Origin of the sequence: Shewanella sp. 10N.261.52.F9, from assembly GCF_041471165.1 — a bacterium.
Lineage (GTDB): Bacteria > Pseudomonadota > Gammaproteobacteria > Enterobacterales > Shewanellaceae > Shewanella > Shewanella marinintestina.
The window spans coordinates 18,041-37,759 of sequence record NZ_JBFRNX010000003.1 but is presented as its reverse complement, the minus strand read 5'-3'; the positions used below and the strand labels follow the sequence as shown (position 1 = coordinate 37,759).

19 protein-coding genes and 1 other RNA gene are annotated in these 19,719 nt (G+C 42.9%); 9 read left to right on the top strand and 11 right to left on the bottom strand.

Annotation, left to right across the window (positions count from 1 at the left end; translation table 11 throughout):
- Window positions 1-64 precede the first annotated feature (64 nt).
- Window positions 65-1,273, top strand: coding sequence for an NAD(P)/FAD-dependent oxidoreductase (locus AB4298_RS02555; RefSeq protein ID WP_371985645.1), 1,209 nt, complete (start codon window positions 65-67; stop codon window positions 1,271-1,273).
- 502 nt (window positions 1,274-1,775) lie between these two features.
- Window positions 1,776-3,035: a putative porin gene (locus tag AB4298_RS02550; protein ID WP_249000026.1), complete on the top strand. Its 1,260-nt coding sequence runs from the start codon at window positions 1,776-1,778 to the stop codon at window positions 3,033-3,035.
- A gap of 125 nt (window positions 3,036-3,160) precedes the next feature.
- On the opposite strand, the gene rnpB is transcribed toward AB4298_RS02550, so the two are convergent.
- Window positions 3,161-3,506: RNase P RNA component class A (gene rnpB / locus AB4298_RS02545), an RNA gene on the bottom strand.
- 171 nt (window positions 3,507-3,677) lie between these two features.
- Window positions 3,678-4,520, bottom strand: a complete 843-nt coding sequence (rsmI, locus tag AB4298_RS02540; RefSeq protein WP_371985644.1) for a 16S rRNA (cytidine(1402)-2'-O)-methyltransferase — start codon at window positions 4,518-4,520, stop codon at window positions 3,678-3,680.
- A 102-nt stretch (window positions 4,521-4,622) separates the two neighbouring features.
- On the opposite strand from rsmI, the gene AB4298_RS02535 reads away from it, so the two are divergent.
- From AB4298_RS02535 to AB4298_RS02520, 4 genes are all read left to right on the top strand, one after another.
- Window positions 4,623-6,494 carry a penicillin-binding protein activator gene (locus tag AB4298_RS02535; protein ID WP_371985643.1) on the top strand — a complete coding sequence of 624 codons (1,872 nt, stop codon included), beginning with the start codon at window positions 4,623-4,625 and terminating at the stop codon, window positions 6,492-6,494.
- A gap of 113 nt (window positions 6,495-6,607) precedes the next feature.
- Entirely contained in the window at window positions 6,608-6,946 is a 339-nt protein-coding gene (locus AB4298_RS02530) for a YraN family protein (protein ID WP_249000023.1), read from the top strand.
- A 63-nt stretch (window positions 6,947-7,009) separates the two neighbouring features.
- On the top strand, window positions 7,010-7,603 hold the full coding sequence (locus tag AB4298_RS02525; RefSeq protein WP_202723307.1) for a phosphoheptose isomerase: 594 nt from the start codon (window positions 7,010-7,012) through the stop codon (window positions 7,601-7,603).
- The gene (locus tag AB4298_RS02520; RefSeq protein WP_220778468.1) at window positions 7,600-8,169 is read left to right on the top strand and encodes a BON domain-containing protein; all 570 of its coding nucleotides are present in this window, start codon (window positions 7,600-7,602) and stop codon (window positions 8,167-8,169) included. Before AB4298_RS02525 ends, AB4298_RS02520 begins: the two co-directional genes overlap by 4 nt.
- A gap of 26 nt (window positions 8,170-8,195) precedes the next feature.
- Here the strand turns inward: AB4298_RS02520 and AB4298_RS02515 are convergent, their stop codons facing one another.
- Window positions 8,196-9,080, bottom strand: a complete 885-nt coding sequence (locus AB4298_RS02515; protein WP_220778469.1) for a DMT family transporter — start codon at window positions 9,078-9,080, stop codon at window positions 8,196-8,198.
- Window positions 9,081-9,223: 143 nt separating this feature from the next.
- Between AB4298_RS02515 and AB4298_RS02510 the strand changes: the two genes are divergently transcribed.
- On the top strand, window positions 9,224-10,093 hold the full coding sequence (locus tag AB4298_RS02510) for a LysR substrate-binding domain-containing protein (protein WP_371985642.1): 870 nt from the start codon (window positions 9,224-9,226) through the stop codon (window positions 10,091-10,093).
- Window positions 10,094-10,177: 84 nt separating this feature from the next.
- Here the strand turns inward: AB4298_RS02510 and trpS are convergent, their stop codons facing one another.
- From trpS to rpe, 3 genes are read right to left on the bottom strand one after another with little or no spacing between them, the layout of a single operon-like run.
- Window positions 10,178-11,188: a tryptophan--tRNA ligase gene (gene trpS, locus AB4298_RS02505; protein WP_249000020.1), complete on the bottom strand. Its 1,011-nt coding sequence runs from the start codon at window positions 11,186-11,188 to the stop codon at window positions 10,178-10,180.
- A 5-nt stretch (window positions 11,189-11,193) separates the two neighbouring features.
- Entirely contained in the window at window positions 11,194-11,892 is a 699-nt protein-coding gene (locus AB4298_RS02500) for a phosphoglycolate phosphatase (RefSeq protein ID WP_249000019.1), read from the bottom strand.
- Window positions 11,893-11,895: 3 nt separating this feature from the next.
- A complete protein-coding gene (gene rpe / locus AB4298_RS02495; RefSeq protein ID WP_249000018.1) occupies window positions 11,896-12,570 on the bottom strand; it encodes a ribulose-phosphate 3-epimerase in 675 nt (224 codons plus the stop codon).
- 200 nt (window positions 12,571-12,770) lie between these two features.
- Here rpe and AB4298_RS02490 point away from each other — a divergent pair, with 200 nt between their 5' ends.
- Window positions 12,771-13,106 (top strand): hypothetical protein, encoded by a 336-nt coding sequence (locus AB4298_RS02490; RefSeq protein ID WP_249000017.1) that lies wholly within the window; start codon window positions 12,771-12,773, stop codon window positions 13,104-13,106.
- Between the two features lie 7 nt (window positions 13,107-13,113).
- Entirely contained in the window at window positions 13,114-13,299 is a 186-nt protein-coding gene (locus AB4298_RS02485; protein WP_249000016.1) for a DUF2970 domain-containing protein, read from the top strand.
- Between the two features lie 36 nt (window positions 13,300-13,335).
- Here the strand turns inward: AB4298_RS02485 and AB4298_RS02480 are convergent, their stop codons facing one another.
- From AB4298_RS02480 to AB4298_RS02460, 5 genes are all read right to left on the bottom strand, one after another.
- Window positions 13,336-14,175, bottom strand: a complete 840-nt coding sequence (locus AB4298_RS02480; protein WP_249000015.1) for a Dam family site-specific DNA-(adenine-N6)-methyltransferase — start codon at window positions 14,173-14,175, stop codon at window positions 13,336-13,338.
- Window positions 14,176-14,229: 54 nt separating this feature from the next.
- A complete protein-coding gene (locus AB4298_RS02475) occupies window positions 14,230-15,678 on the bottom strand; it encodes an ATP-binding protein (protein ID WP_371985641.1) in 1,449 nt (482 codons plus the stop codon).
- A gap of 156 nt (window positions 15,679-15,834) precedes the next feature.
- A complete protein-coding gene (gene aroB / locus AB4298_RS02470; RefSeq protein WP_249000013.1) occupies window positions 15,835-16,914 on the bottom strand; it encodes a 3-dehydroquinate synthase in 1,080 nt (359 codons plus the stop codon).
- Window positions 16,915-16,917: 3 nt separating this feature from the next.
- Window positions 16,918-17,433 (bottom strand): shikimate kinase AroK, encoded by a 516-nt coding sequence (aroK, locus tag AB4298_RS02465; RefSeq protein WP_012279139.1) that lies wholly within the window; start codon window positions 17,431-17,433, stop codon window positions 16,918-16,920.
- Between the two features lie 214 nt (window positions 17,434-17,647).
- On the bottom strand, window positions 17,648-19,699 hold the full coding sequence (locus AB4298_RS02460) for a type IV pilus secretin PilQ (RefSeq protein ID WP_249000012.1): 2,052 nt from the start codon (window positions 19,697-19,699) through the stop codon (window positions 17,648-17,650).
- Window positions 19,700-19,719 lie beyond the last annotated feature (20 nt).

Below are 19,719 nucleotides of genomic sequence, written 5' to 3'. Positions count from 1 at the left end.
AGTTCCAAGGCTCATTTCAATTTTCAAATTATGTCTGCATCTGTCGATGCACAGAGGAATTATTATGTCTCGTATTGTTATTGTTGGCGGTGGCGCTGCAGGTCTTGAAATCGCCAGCATGCTAGGTCGTAGTGTGAATAGCCAAGATGAAGTTATTCTGGTTGAGGGTGAAACTCATCACTACTGGAAGCCACGCTTTCACGAAATCGCCGCAGGGACTTTTGACAGCGATCTCGACACTATCTGTTATTTCAGCCACGGCGCTAAAAATGGCTATATGCATTACCAAGCTTGGATGACCGATGTTAATCGAGCAGCTAAGCAGCTAGTCGTACGTAAGCCTAACGGTGAAACTGATACGCTAGCTTACGATTACCTGATTATTGCCGTCGGCGCGATCAGTAATGACTTTGCCACCCAAGGTGCAAAAGAGCATTGCTTGTTCTTAGATACACCAGAGCAGGCGCGCGATAGCTGGCACCAAATCAGTTCATTACTGCGCTCAGGTAAAGATTGCACTGTTAATATCGTCGGTGCGGGTGCAACTGGTTTAGAGCTTGCTGCAGAACTTGCTAAGGTCAGCGCTGAGCTAAGCGAAAACCCTTATGCAGCATGGCTTAACATTAACTTGATTGAAGCGGCCGATAGAGTACTCCCCAACGGTCCAGTGAAAATGTCTGAACAAGCTTTATTAAGACTTGAGAACTATCAAATCAATGTGATGCTTAATACTCGTATTGCCAGTGTTGAAGCGGATCGTATGACCACCAGCGACGGCCAAGTGCTTAATGCCGATGTACAATTTTGGGCTGCTGGGATTAAAGCACCTGACTGGCTCAAAGAAATTGGCGGATTGCAAAGTAATTCTCTTAACCAATTAGTGGTTGAACAAACATTAGCAACCACATTTGATTCAGCTATTTTTGCGCTGGGTGATTGCGCCGCCATTCCACAAGCAGATGGCAGCCAAGTCCCACCCAAGGCGCAAGCAGCTAATCGCGCAGCAGTGCATTTGGCTAAAAACTTAGTCGCCCATTTAAACGGCAAACCACTTAAGCCGTTTGTTTACAACGATGGCGGCATGGTGGTTGCGATTGGGCATAACTTTGCCATTAGCACCATGATGAACGATAGATTGATCTTAAAGGGCCGTTTAGTCCGCCGCCTATATGATACGATTTTCCGTTTACATCAAAAAACCGTCAGTGGCTATTTAGCTATGTCACGTTTGATTATTTTCAAACGCTTAAAATGTTTGTTTAAGCCTGCATAATAAGCAAAGTACCGATAAAGCCCATTTACTTAGCTGTAGATGGGCTTTTTTATTCATGCCTCTTCTCTCTGGTTCATGTCGCAACAAGGCTTTTATCACCAAGCATTAAGCTTGCTTGCATTTAATCGTTAAACAGCAAAACTGTTATATTAGCAACAGATGTGCTAAATTTATTCACTAAAAAACAACCCTACATCAACATATAAACCCAATATATATGGCTTATGGGGTTGTCAGTCACTGTAATTAAAGCACTACCTTCAACTTGTACTCTAGCAGCAGCTAGGTAATCAAAAGGCTCGTGCATTCAAGGTATCTAACCTCTGCATGGAGTCTCTTATGATGTGTTTACTCTTCAATGTAAGCCTATCCCTTTCGCTCAACTCGATCTAGACCTCAAAAAGCACTAGCTAAGCGTTTGCTTTCATAACGCATATCTTGGTTATGTTTTTACAAAAGATCCGCAATCAATACCAATAAACTCAATCCATAAGGATAAATGATGATTCGCCAAACACTTGCAGCCTCATGTATCACCCTTGCACTTTCTGCTAATGCAAACGCCACCCCAATAGATGAGGAACTGGCAGCGCTAAAGGCTCGTATCGAGCAACTTGAATCTCAACAGCAACAAGCGAGAGAGAAAGAAGAACAAGCCAAACAGCAAGCGGCTACTGAAGAGCAAAAGTCAGCTGAGAGTTCGTTAAAGTTTGGCGGCGCTGTACGTGTAAATTATTCTTATGAAGACTTTGATGACGATAATGCAGATCGCGGTGGTGACTTTGATTTTGACCTGTTTCGTATCGATGTATCAGGTAATTACCAAGATTTGATTTTTTCAGCTCAATACCGCTGGTTTGAGTATATGAATGTCATTCAGCATGCGTGGATTGGCTATAATTTTGATGAGCAACAACAAGCAAAAATCGGTGTCACTCAAGTGCCTTTTGGTATCTTAACTTACGCATCAAATAACTACTTTTTCAGCTCTAACTTCTATCTCGGGCTTGAAGATGACCATGATATGGGTCTGAACTACACCTACAAAGGTGATAATAACCAATTTGATTTCGCCTTCTACAAAAATGATGAACAAGGCGGCCTCGATGGTTTCGTGTCTGACCGTACCGACCGTTACGCCTATGACGTAGTCGGAATTCGCTTAGATGGAGAAGATGCTTATGATGCTCCAAGTGCTGGTTACGCAGCAGGAGAGGTCAATACCTTCAATGCTCGCTATGCGCATAACTTTGTATTTAACGACATAAACCTTGAGCTAGGCGCATCGATTCAAGCCGGCCAATTAGAAATTGAAAATGGCACCGATGGAGATAATGTCGCGGCAGCTATCCATGGCGTTGTTAACTATGACCGTTGGAACGTCAAGCTACAGATGACTGATTACAAGTACGATGTTGATGGCATGGATGTGGATCGTATTGTGGTTGCAGCTTATCACTTTTATGATTCTATCCCAGCTGAAGCAACCACATACATTGCCAATGTCGCTTATAGCTTGCCTGTTGATATTGGTCCAATATCCAGCCTGACCTTCTATAACGATTACTCCCTAGTCACCGATAAGCCCGCCGCTATGGAAGACACTTTTATGAACGTCACCGGTATGGCGGTTTCTGCTGGCGGTCTTTACACCTACTTTGATTTTGTCGTGGCAGAAAATCAGCCCTTTATTGGTGGCACCATGGTAGGTGACGGTGATACCAACAAACGCTTTAATATTAACTTTGGCTATTATTTCTAACATCTTAGTTAGCCACTATGCCATTGCTCATTGAGCAATGGCATTTAAAGCTGAAGATAGGCAAATCTTAATCTGACAGAAAACAAAAAGCCGCATCTCTTTCGAGATGCGGCTTTTTGTTTGAATAGGTGAGTTGGCCGATAAGCCGGGTCCTGTCGTGGACAGTTATTCATCTAGGCCTGCAATCGCTCACAGGCTCAAGCGACCTACCCGGTCCCAACGCGAGCAGCGCCATACGGGACCCTATTTGGTCTTGCTTCGGGTAGAGTTTACCTTGCAACGGACTATTGCTAGCCGCCCGGTGCGCTCTTACCGCACCCTTTCACCCTTACCAATCCGAAGATTGGCGGTCTCCTCTCTGCTGCACTTGTCGTCGGTTCACACCGCCCAGGCGTTACCTGGTACCCTGCTCTTTGAAGCCCGGACTTTCCTCCCCGTTCTTGCGAACGCGGCAACTGTCTAGCCAACTCGGCGCGGATTATAGCCTAAGCACAAGCAACAAACCAAGGACTTTCATACATAGTATTAATTAGAAGCCAATCTATTAGATATAGCGCCACTAATTCATTTTCCTACGGACTAAATCTATGATCTAACTACAAGTCCAAAAGTACAAGTTTTAGCTAAAACAAAGCTTCAGTATTAAAGCCCGATAGATAGACCATGCTTATAAAGCGCATTCTTCTTAATATCGTAAATTTGACCGGCAACTGCTGCAGCTTTTTTCAAAGGCAACTCTCCACACAACAATTTAAGGGTATTGATTACCGTTGGTGAAAACTCTGACTCTTCATCGCTACGGTGACCATGACACATCAACACGATTTCACCGCGCTGCTGGTTTGTATCATCCTTAACCGTTTGCAAAACTTCAGCCGCTGGACCAGACAAAAAGGTCTCGAATGTTTTAGTCACTTCACGAGCCATAACTATTTCGCGATCGCCGCCTAAAGCTGCCACTAAAGATTCTAAGCTATGCACAATACGATGTGGTGACTCATAAAAGATTAATGTACGAGGGTCATCTTTAAGGGCGATTAATTTATCTAATCTTGCTTTCTCTTTTGACGGTAAAAAACCTTCAAATGAAAAACGATCAGAAGGTAAGCCTGAAGCACTTAACGCTGTAATTGCCGCACATGGACCCGGCAATGGGATCACATTAAAGCCTGCTTCGCGCACTTGCTTAACCAAGTGGTAGCCAGGGTCTGAAATCAATGGTGTGCCGGCATCAGAGATAAGCGCGACAGCTTCACCATTACCGAGCTTTTGAATAATCCACTGCGCTCTATCACGTTCATTATGATCGTGTAGCGCTGTTTTACGGGTTTCAATACCGAAATGACTAAGTAATTTGCCACTATGACGGGTGTCTTCGCAGGCGATAAGCGATACTTGATTAAGTACCTCTATTGCGCGGCTACTGATGTCCCCTAAATTCCCAATTGGTGTGGGAACAATATAAAGCGCGACCGACAGGTCCATATCTACCTCTGTATTGAGTATTGGCAAGAGTTTCTAACAAGACTTTCGCCAAGCGGAAGAGCAGGTTAAACTAATAGCAGCATCTTACCAGAGTGAAGACCCGTGTTAAAAAGACTGAATACAACAAAATTTATTTCTATCGCAATTTTATCTGCGGTTTTGTTCGGTTGCGGCACGACTTCTGCGCCGGTAAAGACTGAAAAGACTGAAGTTTCTTTGTCATCGGTAACAATGGCATCATCACAATACTTAGCGCTTGCAGCTAGCGAAAAAAATAAAGAAACTCGCGATAAATATGTTTTGCTCGCCGCTCATGCCTTTATTAATGAAGGTAACGCCGGCGCAGCAGATAAAGCTTTGAAGTCAATTGCGCACGATATTACTCAAAAACCTGAGCTATTGGCTGAGCATATTTACCTTTCAGCTCGCGTTTTAGAGATGACTTCAACCTATGATCATGCTCTAAAAACACTAAACTACCCTAACAACTGGACATTACCGAATTGGCAATGGGTGAGTTATTACCAATTAAAGGCGCATCTTTATCAGCTAATTAATCAGCCAATCGAGCAAGTAAGACAGTTAAGTCTGCTGAGCAAATACTTGCCTGCATCTCAAGCACATGAAGTTAACGATACTATTTGGCGTTCTTTACAGCCAATTAATGAGCAAACGCTACTTAGCTTTAAAGACGATAGCAGCAATCCTATTTTTGCGGGATGGATACAGCTCGCTTATATCGCTAAACATTACGCGGTCGATCCTAACGATTTAGTGCGTCACCTAGGAAGTTGGCAGCAACTGAATCCCAATCACCCTGCAGCTGCAAAGCTACCCACTGATTTAGAAAAAGCACTGAATACTCAGCCGTATCAACCAAAGAATATCGCAGTACTGCTGCCGTTAACTGGCCCTAGAGCGACTATTGCCAACACTGTAAAGCAAGGCATTATCGCTAATTACATGGCAACAGCTGACGACAGCGTAACACTAAACTTTTTTGATACTGCTACTGGTGCGCAAGCTGCTTACCAGCAAGCCGTTACCGCTGGTGCAGAGTTTATTATTGGCCCTTTGCTACAATCAGAAGTTGAGCAATTACAAAGCATGACGCCAACTGCTACCGTGTTGCCAACGAGTCCTTCAGCTCCAATCGCGCCCGTTGCTAATAAAACCATTCCACAGTTGTATTTAAACCACATAGATACTTTTACCACTGATCCTGATAAGTTTTTCTTTGCATTATCACCAACTGACGAAGCCATTGATGCTGCGCAGCGTTTATACAACGACGGTATAACTCAGCCACTGTTGTTAGTAAGCAACGACGCTGTTGGTCGCCGCATGGCCGAAAGTTTTAATAAGGCATGGCAAACCCTAACAAACGAACCTGCTGAAATTCATTACTATGATGGCGGTGACAAGATGAAAGTCACTGTGCAAAAAGCTTTGGGAGTTATCGACAGTAAAGAACGTATCGCCCGTATTAAAGCTATTTTAACACCTAAAATTGAAGCCGATTTTCGCTCTCGCCGCGATATTGATGCTATTTATATGATCTCTGCGAGCAAAGATTTAGCGCTATTAAAGCCTTTTATTGACGTTAACTTTAGCGTGTTTGCAGAGCCGGTACCGCTTTACACCACTAGTCGTAGCAGAGTTGAAGGCAATAACCGTGAAACAGCTGAAGAGTTAAATAACCTCACTATTAGTGATATACCGTGGTTAATCACACCTAACACCGAAACTCGAATGGTTAATAATTTATGGCCAAACTGGAGTAATGGTCGTAAGCGTCTGTTTATTATGGGCTATGATGCACTAGATTTAGTCGGCAAGTTGGCACAAATGCGCGCACTACCAGGCTATCAGTTTAGTGGTCGCAGTGGCTTATTATCGGTACAGCCGGATGGCACCTTAAACCGTCAGCTGAGCTGGGGACGTTACCAAAGAGGCAACTTACGTCCGCTGTAAAGTCGATATATAATGCCTTTAGCCTTATTTACAGTTAAATTAGCTGGGGTAAATAGTCGCGGCTAATACTTTAAGATATAGTCAAATTTAAGCTACAAGGATGAGCGGATTTGATGGCAAATACCAATAATCAAGGACAAATTGCCGAATATAAAGCACGGCAATATTTGGAACAACAGGGCCTAAGCTTTGTCGAACAAAACGTAAGATACCGTTTTGGTGAAATCGACATAATCATGAAAGATGGCAAGGATTGGGTCTTTGTTGAGGTAAAATACCGCTCTCCATCGCGTTATGGTGGTGCAGTGAATGCGTTAAGCACCGCACAAACCCAGCGCATAAGAAAAGCGGCTAGCCATTACATACAAATAAATCGAATTGACGCGATATGTCGGTTCGATGTCATTGCGGCCGATCCCAATGGGATCCAATGGATCCGCGATGCCTTTTAAACAGTTTAATTTTCATATGCTCATACCTTTTAATAATGAGCATAATAAACATAGGGTTTATCCATGTTAGAACGCATTAAAGACAGCTTTACAGAGTCAATTCAAACTAAGATTGATGCTTCTGAAGCACTACCTGAGTCAATTGCTAAAGCGGCAGAAATGATGGTGCACTGCCTATTAAGCGGTAATAAAATTTTGGCCTGTGGTAATGGTGGTAGCGCAGGTGATGCTCAGCACTTTTCTGCTGAACTATTAAACCGCTATGAAATTGAGCGTCCACCACTACCTGCAATTGCATTGAGTTGTGACACCTCAACGATCACTGCGATTGCCAACGATTATAGCTATGACGAAATCTTCTCAAAGCAGATTATGGCCCTTGGTCAACCAGGTGACATCTTATTAGCAATCTCGACCAGCGGTAACTCTGGCAACGTGATTAAAGCGATGGAAGCAGCATTAAGCCGTGATATGACGATTGTGTCACTAACCGGTAAAGACGGCGGCGCCATGGCTGGCCTGCTAAGTGTGAATGACGTTGAAATCCGTGTACCTTCAAATGTGACTGCACGTATTCAAGAAGTACACTTACTAGCGATTCACTGCCTATGTGACAACATCGACCGCACGTTATTCCCGCAGGACGAACAGGCATGAGATCACTGCTCCCATTAATCGCTATTGTGTTAATGCTGCAAGGCTGCGCAGGGGCCGTTATGGTCGGCGCAGTTGGCGGGGCAATGATGGTTAATGACGAGCGCAGCTTTAAGACTCAAATTGACGATACCAACGCTGACTTTAATATTTCAAGTGCGTTAGCATCTCATGATGACTTAAAGAATCAGGCGAATATTAGCGGCATAGTCATGAATACCAATGTATTGATGATAGGACAAGCGCCTAACTCTATGCTGCGTGATAAAGCGATTCGCACGGTTAAAGAACTCAAGATTGGCGGTAAGATCCACAATCAAATCCGCATAGGTAACCCAACCTCGTTTACAACTCGCAGCAACGACACTTGGATCACCACCAAGGTGAAAGGTCGCATGTTGAATGAGAGTGGCTTAGACGTCACTAACATTAAAGTGGTAACAGAAAACGGCGAGGTATTTTTAATAGGTTACGTTGAGCGCGAGCAAGCCGACTTAGCGGTCGAGGTCGCGCGCAATACCGCAGGAGTGCGTAAAGTTATTAAGGTGTTTGAATACGTCGACGCTTAATCAGCATTCTCTGCCTAACTAAAGAATCATCCAGCTTTTGGCTCGATGATTTTTTTTGGCCTGAAATTCACCATCTTTGCTGATACCCAAGGAATGATTAATGATGGCAGCACAATAAACCCTGCACCTACCCAGCTTAAGCCATCTAACCACTCATCAAATAGCAACCAACCAAACAATACGCAAAACAGCAACCCAGTGTATTCAGCTATCGCAACTTTGCTCGCTTCAGCCTTACGGTAAGCCAATACGCATGCCCAATGATAAGCAAGCAAAAAGCTATTACTTAACGCAGCCATTCCGACCAACTCCCAGCTCACGCCCTCTAAGCCTTGTACTAACACCATAACCAATGTCAGTGGAATACTTAACAGGTTATAAAGCATGAGTGTCACACTTGGGTTTTCGGTATCAGGCAGCTTACGCAGTGCTAACTGATTCAGTGCGAAGGTAAAGGCTGAAAGTAATACTGCAATACCAAACCAATTAATTTCACTTGGGCGCAGTAAGATTAGAATGCCAATGAATCCCAAAATAGTCGCTAACCACTGAGTCAACGTGACTTTCTCTTTAAGAAACACAGCGCCCATTAGCACTATCATCAAAGGTGCAGAAAAGAACAACGAACTCACTGTTGCCATGGGTAATGCCATTAATCCCATAATCAAACAGACCGCACCTAAAGCCCCGGTATTAGAGCGAAAAAAGTGGATTTTAAGGTGACGAGTTGTCGGTTTTTGAGCATAAAACCATAAAGGTAATAGCATCAGTACCGATACAAGTTGGCGGATAAACAAAAACGTCGCCGCATTACTACCTTCTGGAAGCCATTTGATCGAAACATCATACAGCGCGCTAAAAAGGTTACCGAATACGAGTATCGCCATGGCAATCATGACATTAGATTTCATTTGTTTTTCACCATACAACTGAATATGCGCGCATGATATGCCTGCATCAAAACAAACTAAAATGATGTTTTTTATCAATGTATGAATTAAATTAATACTATGATGTAAATCACCGACTGAATTCATAGATAGAGCAAAGCTTAATGCGCAAACTCCCACCACTCAGAGCCTTACAAGTATTTGAAGCAGCAGCGAGGCAGTCCCACTTTTCACGAGCCGCGGCAGAATTATGTATCACTCAAAGTGCGGTTTCCCATCAAGTTAAACAACTTGAAGAGCACTATGGCGAGCGACTATTTAAGCGTGAGGGACGCCAGCTACGACTGACTAGCAAAGGCGAGTTGCTATATAAAGAGCTAGAACGGATCTTTAACGAACTGAGCGACTTAAGCATGCAGATAAGTGGTGACAGCAATGATCAGCTGCGCCTTGCGGTATACAGTTCATTTGCGATTAAATGGTTGATCCCCAGACTCAGTGATTTTAGGCGTCAGCATCCACAAATTAAAATTAGACTGGATATGATCGCTGCGGACCCAGAACTCAGTGACAATGTCGCAGATATGTTTATCACAGGGCAAAGTGGTCAACTTGGCTACCATCATCATCTACTGCATAAAGAACGCCTCATTGCCGTTATCAGCCCTAGCCTGCTATCTTTTGAGCTCAGTGCACAGCAAATCTTAGCCTCACAACCACTATTAACGGTCGATGAAGGGCTTTTAGGTTTAGATTGGAATAGATGGTTTGTAGCCAATAATCAGCAATTACCCGCCACGCAGCAACAGCATATTTTTAGCCATGTATTAATGGCAATTGAAGCGGCTATCGCAGGTCAAGGGGTTGCGCTTGCATCGGATTTTATGGTGCAGGCCGATATTGAAAAGGGCTTATTAGTTGAGCTCGATCTACCGGATATGTTGACGGGGTTTGAGTTCTATTTCAGTTGCAAACAACGTCGCCTTAAGGAACCTGCTATTGCAGCCTTTGTGACCTGGCTAAGCCAACAATAAACATCTGATTTTTTTATATTTAATATTTTATAGCTAATAAAAAAGCCAGTGATAATCACTGGCTTTCTTGTCAAATCTTTAAGCTTAAACGATAAGACCGATCTTTTCGTAAACGCTCTTAATAGTGACTTCAGCACGTGCCTGTGCTTTTTCAGCACCTTGTTTCATTACTTGATTCAAGAATGCATGATCAGCACGGTACTCTTTAAAGCGCTGCTGCAGTGGCTCTAGCATACCCACAACGGCGTCGCCGGTTGCCACTTTTAAGTGACCATACATCTTGCCTTCAAATTCAGCTTCAAGGCTAGCAATCGATTGACCTGTACAACCAGACATTAGGCTTAGTAGGTTAGATACACCAGGTTTTTCAGCCACATCAAAACGCACGACTGGTGGCTCTTGGCCATCTGTCATCGCCTTCTTGATTTTTTTCATGATCGCTTTAGGATCTTCAAGCAAACCAATAACGTTATTACGGTTATCGTCAGACTTAGACATCTTCTTCAGCGGATCTTGTAGCGACATCACCTTAGCGCCGTGCTCAGGGATGAATGGCTCTGGGATCACAAAGGTGTCACCGTAAGCATTGTTAAAGCGTGTCGCGATGTCGCGAGTCAACTCTAAGTGTTGCTTTTGATCTTGTCCTACTGGGATTTCATTTGCTTGATAAAGCAAAATATCTGCAGCCATTAACACTGGGTAGCCAAATAGACCCACGTTAATGTTATTGGCATGCTTCTGCGATTTATCTTTAAACTGTGTCATACGGTTAAGCTCACCCATCTGGGTGTAACAGTTTAGCGCCCAACCTAGCTGTGTATGCTGCGGTACTTGAGACTGAATAAATACAGTGCTCTTTTTAGGGTCAACACCACAGGCTAAATACAGTGCTAGCGTATCAAGACACGCTTCACGTAATTTAACCGGATCTTGTCTGACAGTAATCGCATGCAGGTCAACGACGCAATAAAGGCAATCATGACTATCTTGCATTGCAACCCACTGACGTAACGCGCCCATATAGTTGCCGATGGTAAGCTCGCCTGATGGCTGTGCTCCGCTTAGAACTACTGGTTTCGTTAGGGGGGTCGTCATCTTGTTTATTGCTCCGTTGCGTTGTCGCGCAGTTCAAGTAGCGCGGTTATTTCACTAAATTGTTCACATACGGCATCAGGGCCGCTTAGCCCAATATCTTCACCGTAGTTATAGCCATAGGTCAAGCCCGCTGACGCTACCTTAGCCGCTTTTGCAGCTAAAATGTCATTCTTTGAGTCACCTACCATCAATAATTGCTCAACTTGCAGCTGCCACTCATGCAAAATGTGTTGTAGCGGCAAAGGATCAGGCTTCATCTTAGCTAATGAGTCGCCGCCAAGCACTATGCTAAAGTAACCGTCAATATTGAATGCTTTCAATAAAGGAATGGTAAATTCATATGGCTTATTGGTGACAATAGCCATTTGATATCCCGCTTGCTGCAACTGAGCTAACACAGCTTCAACATGAGGATAAAGCACACTATGTTGCTGCAGATTTTGTTTATAAAAATGCATAAAGCGCGGCATGGTATTTTGTAGCTGTTCTTCACTCACTTGAGTATCAAGCGCGAAAGTAAGCGCTCTGCGCATCAGCATCTCAGCACCATTACCCACCCAGCTACGAACCAAATCGTCGCTACACTGTGGTAGGTTCAACTCAGCAAGTGTTGCACGGGTAGCTGCTGCGAGATCCGGAACGCTATCAATTAGCGTTCCATCTAAGTCAAATGCTACGGCTTTAATTTGACTAAACGTGCTCATTGGCTAGGCCTCTACAGTCGCTAATTCACTGCGCATTTCATCAATAACCGCTTTGTAATCTGGTTTATTGAAAATGGCTGAACCAGCAACAAACATGTCTGCACCCGCAGCCGCGATTTCCGCAATATTGTCGACTTTTACGCCGCCATCAACTTGCAAACGAATGTCATACCCGCTGTCGTCAATCAACTTACGAACTTGACGTAGCTTATCTAGAGTCGATGGGATAAATGACTGACCGCCGAACCCAGGATTGACCGACATCAATAAAATGACGTCAAGCTTATCCATCACGTGGTCTAGGTAATGTAATGGCGTAGCAGGGTTAAACACTAGGCCCGCTTTACAACCTGCCTCTTTGATAAGTTGCAAAGTACGGTCAACATGCTCAGACGCTTCAGGGTGGAAAGTAATAATCGAAGCGCCTGCGTCGGCAAAGTCAGGAATAATACGATCAACTGGCTTTACCATTAAGTGCACATCAATATCAGCAGTTACACCGTAATTGCGCAATGCTTGGCAAACCATTGGGCCAATAGTTAGGTTAGGCACGTAATGGTTATCCATCACATCGAAATGAACTACATCAGCCCCCGCATTTAATACGGCATCGACATCTTCACCTAGACGCGCAAAATCGGCAGATAAAATAGAAGGAGCAATCAAAAATGGACGCATAACGAACTCACCTAAATGTTTAAGAAGTACGCCATTCTACCTGCTGTAGACTTAGCCCTCCACTCTCAAGCCCCCATTTCAACTAAATTGAGTCGATAAAATAATTCAACCAATCAGTAAATTAGAATTTACAAGTAAAAAATGTTTAAAATATAGCCACATTTGCTATAATACTGCGACAAGTAATATAAGGAGGCGTGATGAAAGGATTATTTCAGAATACAGCAATAGCAAAGTCTGCTGCTATTCTTGCGCTAACTTGCACTGCAATCACAAGTTTTGCATTGTCTTCAGATCGTGAAGAAAACACCGCCAATGCGGCATGTGTTTGTGATGACCCGCAAAGCCAATACAACCCAAGTCTTCCAGCAAGCCACCCGAGTAACCGCTGCGCCAGCCAATCCACTGATTTAAGCTGGAAAAGTTGGTTAACAGGTGAAAGTCAAACAAATCAATTGCATTTCATCGATCTGTTTGAACTGCTCTATGGTCATGAAAGTGCACCTATCAATAAAAGCTCACCGTTAAACAAATAGTTATCTTATGATACATCGATTTTGGCAGATATTTTTAAGTACTATTGCAGCATTTTTCGGCGTGCAAACTGAAAAGAACCGTCAACGGGACTTTCAAACGAAATCCCCAATTCCTTTCATTGTCATGGGGCTAATTTTGGCGTTTATATTTGTGGCTAGCTTACTGTTTATTGTTAAGCAAGTGCTCGTTTAGTTCAGCTTGAAGCAAGTCGGCACCTACTTAATAAGATTAGTCATTCTCGCTATGATAAGAGTCATCATATAGCGCCATCAGCTCATCAACCTTCTTACGCCCGCTGCCTTTCTGACTAATGTTGCGCTGTACCTGGATCGTGTCAAATCGTGCCCCATGATACAGTTCCCGAGTTAGTGGGATATCATGGTTGCTGATCAGCACTGGAATACCTCTTTCTATTGCTGTATGGCGAGCGTGCCTAGCAAGTAATGCTTGATCATCTAATGAAAAGCCGCTGCCAACATAGGTAGTGAAACTCGCCGTTGATGACAGTGGAGCATAAGGCGGATCGCAATAAACCACATCTCCCGTTTTTGTCATTTCAATAGCTTGCTCATAACCAATACAATGAAACTCAGCATTTTGGGCTTTTTCTGAAAAAGCACGGATCTCTTTCTCTGGGAAGTAAGGTTTTTTATAAGAACCAAACGGCACATTAAAACCGCCTTTACGGTTATAACGGCATAAGCCATTGAAGCCATGGCGGTTCATATATAGAAAGTAAACAGAACGCTTAAATGGATCTTTGGTGGTATTAAAATCTGTACGGACTTTGTAATAGGCTTCTTTTTCATTCATTTCAGGAACAAAAAGTGCTTTAGCCGCTTTTATGTATTTCTCAGGCTCTTTTTGCACAATCTTATACAGATTAATCAAGTCATGATTAATATCGCACAATAAATAACGATCATAATTAGTATTGAGAAATACTGAGCCGGCACCAACAAAAGGTTCGACCAAGCGGCCACCTTGAGGTAAATGTGCTGATAAGGCTTCAATCAGTTTAAATTTTCCGCCAGCCCACTTTAAAAAGGCTCTTTGTTTTTTAATCATTTAAATTGATTGAACACTGTGAAAAAAAGAGAGCTGACGATTGTACTCTGTTTATTATTGAATTTCACGAGTTGGAACCACTTCTTGTAACTCATATTCATTAAGATTTTTCCAAGCTCGGAGCCAAGGTTGTGGGATCCCGGTTTTTTCCATCAGCAATGCTGACTGTTTTAATGCTTTTTCTCGGCTTTCAAAGTGACCAGTTAGCACGACCCAACGGTCTCTATAACGCGCTACATTTACCTGAGAATCTCCTTCGAGTAGGAGCAGCATATTATTAAGAGACTCTAAGCGCTTAACACTCGCTAATTGCAGCGTGTATCCCTGACGAGGCTTAATGAACCGCTTGGTAACTTCTAGTAATTCTGTTGGATTTGTTAGCTTGGTATCCAAGTAACCATCAGCAGAGTCATTAAAGCTCACTACTTGGCGTGCTGTAAAACTTGTGACCTTTTTATTCGCTTCAGGTTTAACTTGCATATCAAGCTGCTTAGTAATTTCTGCTATCGAGAGGCTCTCATTTCCGGCTGCATCATCTTCTCTGCGATTCACTTTTGGTACTACAATATCCAACTCAACATTAGTATTACTTGCAGCGTTCGATTCCACTCCACGATAATAAAATGAGTAATTGGCAAGTACTCGTTCGGCATAATCGATAACAAAATCCCGAGCAGAGCTATTCGCTTGGATGGCAAACTCAACTTTATTGCGAGTTTGCTGCGGGAAATTATCCGCTTTTAAAAACCACCATAAACATGTTAGCAAACCCAGTAATCCAAGCAGCGATAATGTCATAATGGCTTTAAAGTGGTTTTTTGTTGCTGCTTCTGTAGGCTCGCCATTGAGCGATAGCTCAAGTAAACCAACAACTTCTTTAGGAGTCCCTTGCTGCATCTCCAAACGATTTTTAACGATATCTCTTGGTGTAAAAGGCTGCTGTTCACTGCGGTTTAATAACGTGTAATAAAGCCCTTCTCTTTCAATTTGCTCTAATGGCTCAATATCAATTGCTACGACTTGCTCAACTAAATGTTCAGGAAGCTGCTTAGAAACCTCAGCAAAAAATTCCTGTGGCGATGTCATTAAAATTTTAATCGACTTACCCGCTAACGATATTTGGCTAAGGACAATGCATTCAGCCCAAATCTCTAGTGGTAACAAATGCGCGTCATCCAGCACAATGCAACTTTCAGCAGGCAATGAATCAACCACACTTAACAAGCTTTCAGGCAGCGGAATATCGTCATCAAATACAGGATCGTTTAGTAGCTGCACCAAAACTTTACGTCGGATTTCTGCACTATCACAGTGTTTAGGGCAGATAACGAAAGCTGAGCTATGCTGCTCTAATTCATTTAATAACGCTGTCACTAATGTCGTTTTGCCGGCTCCTTCAGATCCCGTCAATACCATTAACTGTTGGCCATAAATACTAAGATGCCATAGTCGGTGCAGTAAACCATCCTGGCTGGGGAGTAATGTTGAATCGGAAAACGGCATTAGGCTCGTCTCCAATTCACTAGAATCATGCGGGGCGTAACATTAATTTTTGGCAGCAGAGAAGCGCGACAAAAAAGAAAAGCTTTGTCGAAAGAAGACTGTAAAAACAATATATTGATAATGAGTAATGCGTTCACTGATCACCTGCTACATGGTTTATGCGCAGTTGATAACCTCTTCCAGTAGCTCATCGGTAACGTCACTATAGATCCCTGCTTGACCTATGCCTTCAGGTAACACTAATCGTAACTGGCCTTTAAGCACCTTCTTGTCGCGGCGCATATGCTTAATGAATTGTTCAAAATTCATTGTTTCGGGCGCTGTTATTGGTAAATCAAATGCGGCTAACAATGCCGTTATCCGACAAACAATTGACTCATTAACTAACCCAAGCTTATTAGAGGTTATTGCAGCAAGGACTGTGCCAGCAGATACTGCTTCACCATGTAACCATACGCCGTAGCCCATTTCAGCTTCGATGGCATGGCCAAAGGTATGTCCGAGGTTTAACAATGCTCGAACTGCTTGCTCAGTTTCGTCCTTTTCTACCACTTCTGCTTTTATTTCACAGCAGCGGCTAATAGCATATTCAAGAGCTTCTTTTTCCAATGACTTCAATGCATCGACATTGTTTTCAAGCCACTCAAAAAACTCTGCATCCCAAATAACACCATACTTAATGACTTCAGCCATCCCTGCTGCAAACTCACGCTTGGGTAGGGTGCTTAAGCAATTAGTGTCAATCAATACACATTTAGGCTGATAGAAAGCACCTATCATATTTTTGCCTAATGGGTGATTAACTGCAGTTTTACCACCAACAGATGAGTCCACCTGAGACAGTAACGTCGTTGGAATTTGAATAAAGTCGACACCGCGTTGATAACTCGCAGCGGCAAAGCCTGTCATATCACCAATCACGCCACCACCTAGCGCCACCAGCACCGTATCACGGCCTAGGTTTTGTTCTAGTAGTGAAGTGAATATAGAATTCATCTGTTCGAGGGTTTTGTATTGCTCACCATCGGGTAGAACCACAGGCTTGACGCATACGAAATCCGACAGCATAGCTTGTACCTTTTCAAGGTATAGAGGCGCTATCGTTTCGTTAGTGACGATTAGGATATTTTTATGTTGCAGATAGCGAGCCAAAGGCTCGCTACTACAAAACAAATTCTGGCCAATTTCAATTGGGTAACTTCGCTCTCCGAGCTCAACCAGAACTTGTTTCGTCATATCTTAAAAACCTAACTGTTCAATAATTTGGTTTGCTACAACTTTGGCACTTTGTTCGTCAGTCTTTACAATGACGTCTGCAATCTCTTCATATAGAGGATTACGTACCTCAGCTAGGTTTTCTAGCACTTCTCTTGGGTCATCAACTTGAAGCAATGGACGACGCTTATCTCTTTGCGTACGTGCAACTTGCTTATCAATCGTTGTTTCTAGGTAGACAACGATGCCGCGAGCAGAAAGATTATTACGGATCTCTTTGCTTTGAATTGAACCACCGCCTGTTGCTAAAACAATACCCTGCTTTTCGGTTAGATCAGCAACAACCTGTGTTTCACGGTTGCGGAAACCCTCTTCACCTTCAACATCAAAAACCCAAGCGATATCGGCACCTGTACGGCTTTCAATTTCTTGATCTGAATCGTGGAACTCTAAGTGCAGCATCTGTGCCAGATGACGGCCTATAGTGCTTTTACCAGCCCCCATAGGGCCTACTAGGAAAATATTACGTTTCTCGGCCATTTGATTTATACGTCTGAATCTTATTTAAGTTTGCCTACGTCAACTCAAATAAACGGAGTTGACCTTTAATCTTACCTTGCTCTATTGAGACTTGACCGCTGATTATCTCAGCTAAGTGCCATCTATGGCAAGCGGGGAATGCATTTCTATCAAAAATGTATCGACCAAAACGATAAAGCTAGCATTCTGCACTAGCTTTATCTGCTCGATTATTTTATAGCGATTCTGAAACTATTTTAGGTGTCACAAAAATGAGTAACTCTTGACGCTCATTTTTGTCCGAGGTGTTTCTAAACATAAAACCTAAATAGGGAATATCGCCTAATATAGGTACCTTGCTGACACGACTGATTAGCTGCTGCTGGTAAATTCCACCGAGTACAATCGTTTCGCCATGGTCCACCAGCACTTGGGTACCAATGCGCTGGGTATCAATCGAAACAGCTTGCCCTGTCGGCGTATCTACCGTTTTACCTTGTGAATCTTGAGTGATTTCTAAATCCAAAATAACACGATTATCAGGTGTTATCTGTGGAGTAACCCGCAGTGACAACACCGCTTTCTTAAAAGTTACCGTGGTTGCACCGCTCGAACTTGCTTCTACATAAGGGATCTCGACACCTTGCTCGATAAAGGCAGCTTTCTGGTTAGAAGTCGTAATGCGCGGACTAGCGATAATCTCACCCTTATTCTCTTGCTCTAACGCACTAAGCTCTAAATCCAACACTGTTCCGTCAGCAAGCTTAGCGACATGAAATGCAATGCTCGTTGGATTTGCAACCGCTGCTGGCAAGTTTACATTTAAACGGTCATCCAAACCTGGAATGATGCCATTTGCTATGTCTCCAGCCCCCTCCAAACTGCCTGAAGTGCCTTTATTACCTTGTTGGTCTGTAATCCCCCAACGAACACCTAAATCTTCAGAGACATCGTCTTTAACCGTTACCATACGCGCTTCAATCAGTACTTGCTTAATAGGAATATCAAGTACTTCAATTAAGCGATGAATGTTCTCTAACGTCTCTTCGGTATCTTTCACTAGCAATGTATTGGTTCGTTCATCAACGGCAACGCTACCACGGGTGCTTAACAGGCTAGAATCTTCTCCTTTTAGCAAGGCAGCAATATCTTTTGCCTTAGCGTAGTTAATTTGTAGATATTCTGAATATAAAGGTGCCAGCTCTTTTACTTCTTGTTTATTTTTAAGTTCTTGGCTTTCACGAATAGCAATCTCTTCACTAGGCGCAATCATTAAGATATTACCTTCGATACGCTTATCTAAGCCTTTAGCTTGCAAAATCAGATCTAAAGCCTGATCCCAAGGCACATCATCTAGGCGTAAAGTAATGTCGCCTTCAACCGTGTCGCTAGTAACTAAGTTAAAGTTATTATAATCAGCAATAATCTGCAGCACGGTTCTAACTGAAATATTTTGGAAGTTTAATGAAAGCGAACGCCCGTCGTACTTTTTCTCTTCTTTAACGATATTCATCCGCTTCGTTTTTTTCATCGACAACTTAAATAAACTGCCATCTTGTTGATAGTTGTATTCATAGTTACCTTCAATATCGATAACGAAACGTGCAGTTAAATCTTCTTTAAAAGTCTCAAAACTTTTTACTGGGGTGGCAAAGTCATAAACGTCCATAACATACAAGAAATCACTACCGATCTCGGTGTTATACAGTTTCAGCTCCAATTTAGCCCCAACCTGTTCCACATTCGCGGCCACAGAACTGTTATTGAGTTTTACCAATAATTCGCCACCACCGTCAGCAGTACGACGAAAATCAATATTCTCAATACTATTTACAAAAGGGTTATTACCCGTTGTATTTTGACTGGCAATCTCATCATTAATAGTTAATCGATAAGTATTACCTACCACTTTACCTTGGTAAGGCTTAACTTCATCAAGACCGATAAAAACCTGCAAAGCAGTGCCATTAGGCACTGTGCTTACGGTTTCCACACCCACTGTTTTTATCGGTAGCGTTTGCTTTTCTAATGCTGAAATACTATCGGCAAAACCAAGGATGATCTGCGAGGGAGATGCATTCAGGTTTATGTCAGGCTCTTGAATATCGTTTTCAAAAATTAATTGTAGCTCAAGCTGATGATCGACAACGGCATGATACTTAACGTCTAGGAGTCGGTTAGCGGCATATGAATGCTGAGTCATACCAACGATTAATGCGAAACCAATAAGTGCCTTTAAAAATGACACATCCTTATAACTGGCTTTTAGCGTGGTTAAAGATCTCATTATTCCCTCAGTCATCTCTT

Coding starts and splice junctions, on each gene's coding strand:
- AB4298_RS02500 (WP_249000019.1), bottom strand. CDS start 11,892: ATGAGCACGTTTAGTCAAATTAAAGCCGTAGCATTTGACTTAGATGGA.
- AB4298_RS02475 (WP_371985641.1), bottom strand. CDS start 15,678: ATGCCGTTTTCCGATTCAACATTACTCCCCAGCCAGGATGGTTTACTG.
- AB4298_RS02520 (WP_220778468.1), top strand. CDS start 7,600: ATGAGATCACTGCTCCCATTAATCGCTATTGTGTTAATGCTGCAAGGC.
- AB4298_RS02530 (WP_249000023.1), top strand. CDS start 6,608: ATGGCAAATACCAATAATCAAGGACAAATTGCCGAATATAAAGCACGG.
- AB4298_RS02510 (WP_371985642.1), top strand. CDS start 9,224: ATGCGCAAACTCCCACCACTCAGAGCCTTACAAGTATTTGAAGCAGCA.
- aroK (WP_012279139.1), bottom strand. CDS start 17,433: ATGGCCGAGAAACGTAATATTTTCCTAGTAGGCCCTATGGGGGCTGGT.
- AB4298_RS02515 (WP_220778469.1), bottom strand. CDS start 9,080: ATGAAATCTAATGTCATGATTGCCATGGCGATACTCGTATTCGGTAAC.
- rpe (WP_249000018.1), bottom strand. CDS start 12,570: ATGCGTCCATTTTTGATTGCTCCTTCTATTTTATCTGCCGATTTTGCG.
- AB4298_RS02460 (WP_249000012.1), bottom strand. CDS start 19,699: ATGAGATCTTTAACCACGCTAAAAGCCAGTTATAAGGATGTGTCATTT.
- AB4298_RS02525 (WP_202723307.1), top strand. CDS start 7,010: ATGTTAGAACGCATTAAAGACAGCTTTACAGAGTCAATTCAAACTAAG.
- AB4298_RS02485 (WP_249000016.1), top strand. CDS start 13,114: ATGATACATCGATTTTGGCAGATATTTTTAAGTACTATTGCAGCATTT.
- AB4298_RS02550 (WP_249000026.1), top strand. CDS start 1,776: ATGATTCGCCAAACACTTGCAGCCTCATGTATCACCCTTGCACTTTCT.
- trpS (WP_249000020.1), bottom strand. CDS start 11,188: ATGACGACCCCCCTAACGAAACCAGTAGTTCTAAGCGGAGCACAGCCA.
- AB4298_RS02480 (WP_249000015.1), bottom strand. CDS start 14,175: ATGATTAAAAAACAAAGAGCCTTTTTAAAGTGGGCTGGCGGAAAATTT.
- AB4298_RS02490 (WP_249000017.1), top strand. CDS start 12,771: ATGAAAGGATTATTTCAGAATACAGCAATAGCAAAGTCTGCTGCTATT.
- rsmI (WP_371985644.1), bottom strand. CDS start 4,520: ATGGACCTGTCGGTCGCGCTTTATATTGTTCCCACACCAATTGGGAAT.
- aroB (WP_249000013.1), bottom strand. CDS start 16,914: ATGACGAAACAAGTTCTGGTTGAGCTCGGAGAGCGAAGTTACCCAATT.
- AB4298_RS02555 (WP_371985645.1), top strand. CDS start 65: ATGTCTCGTATTGTTATTGTTGGCGGTGGCGCTGCAGGTCTTGAAATC.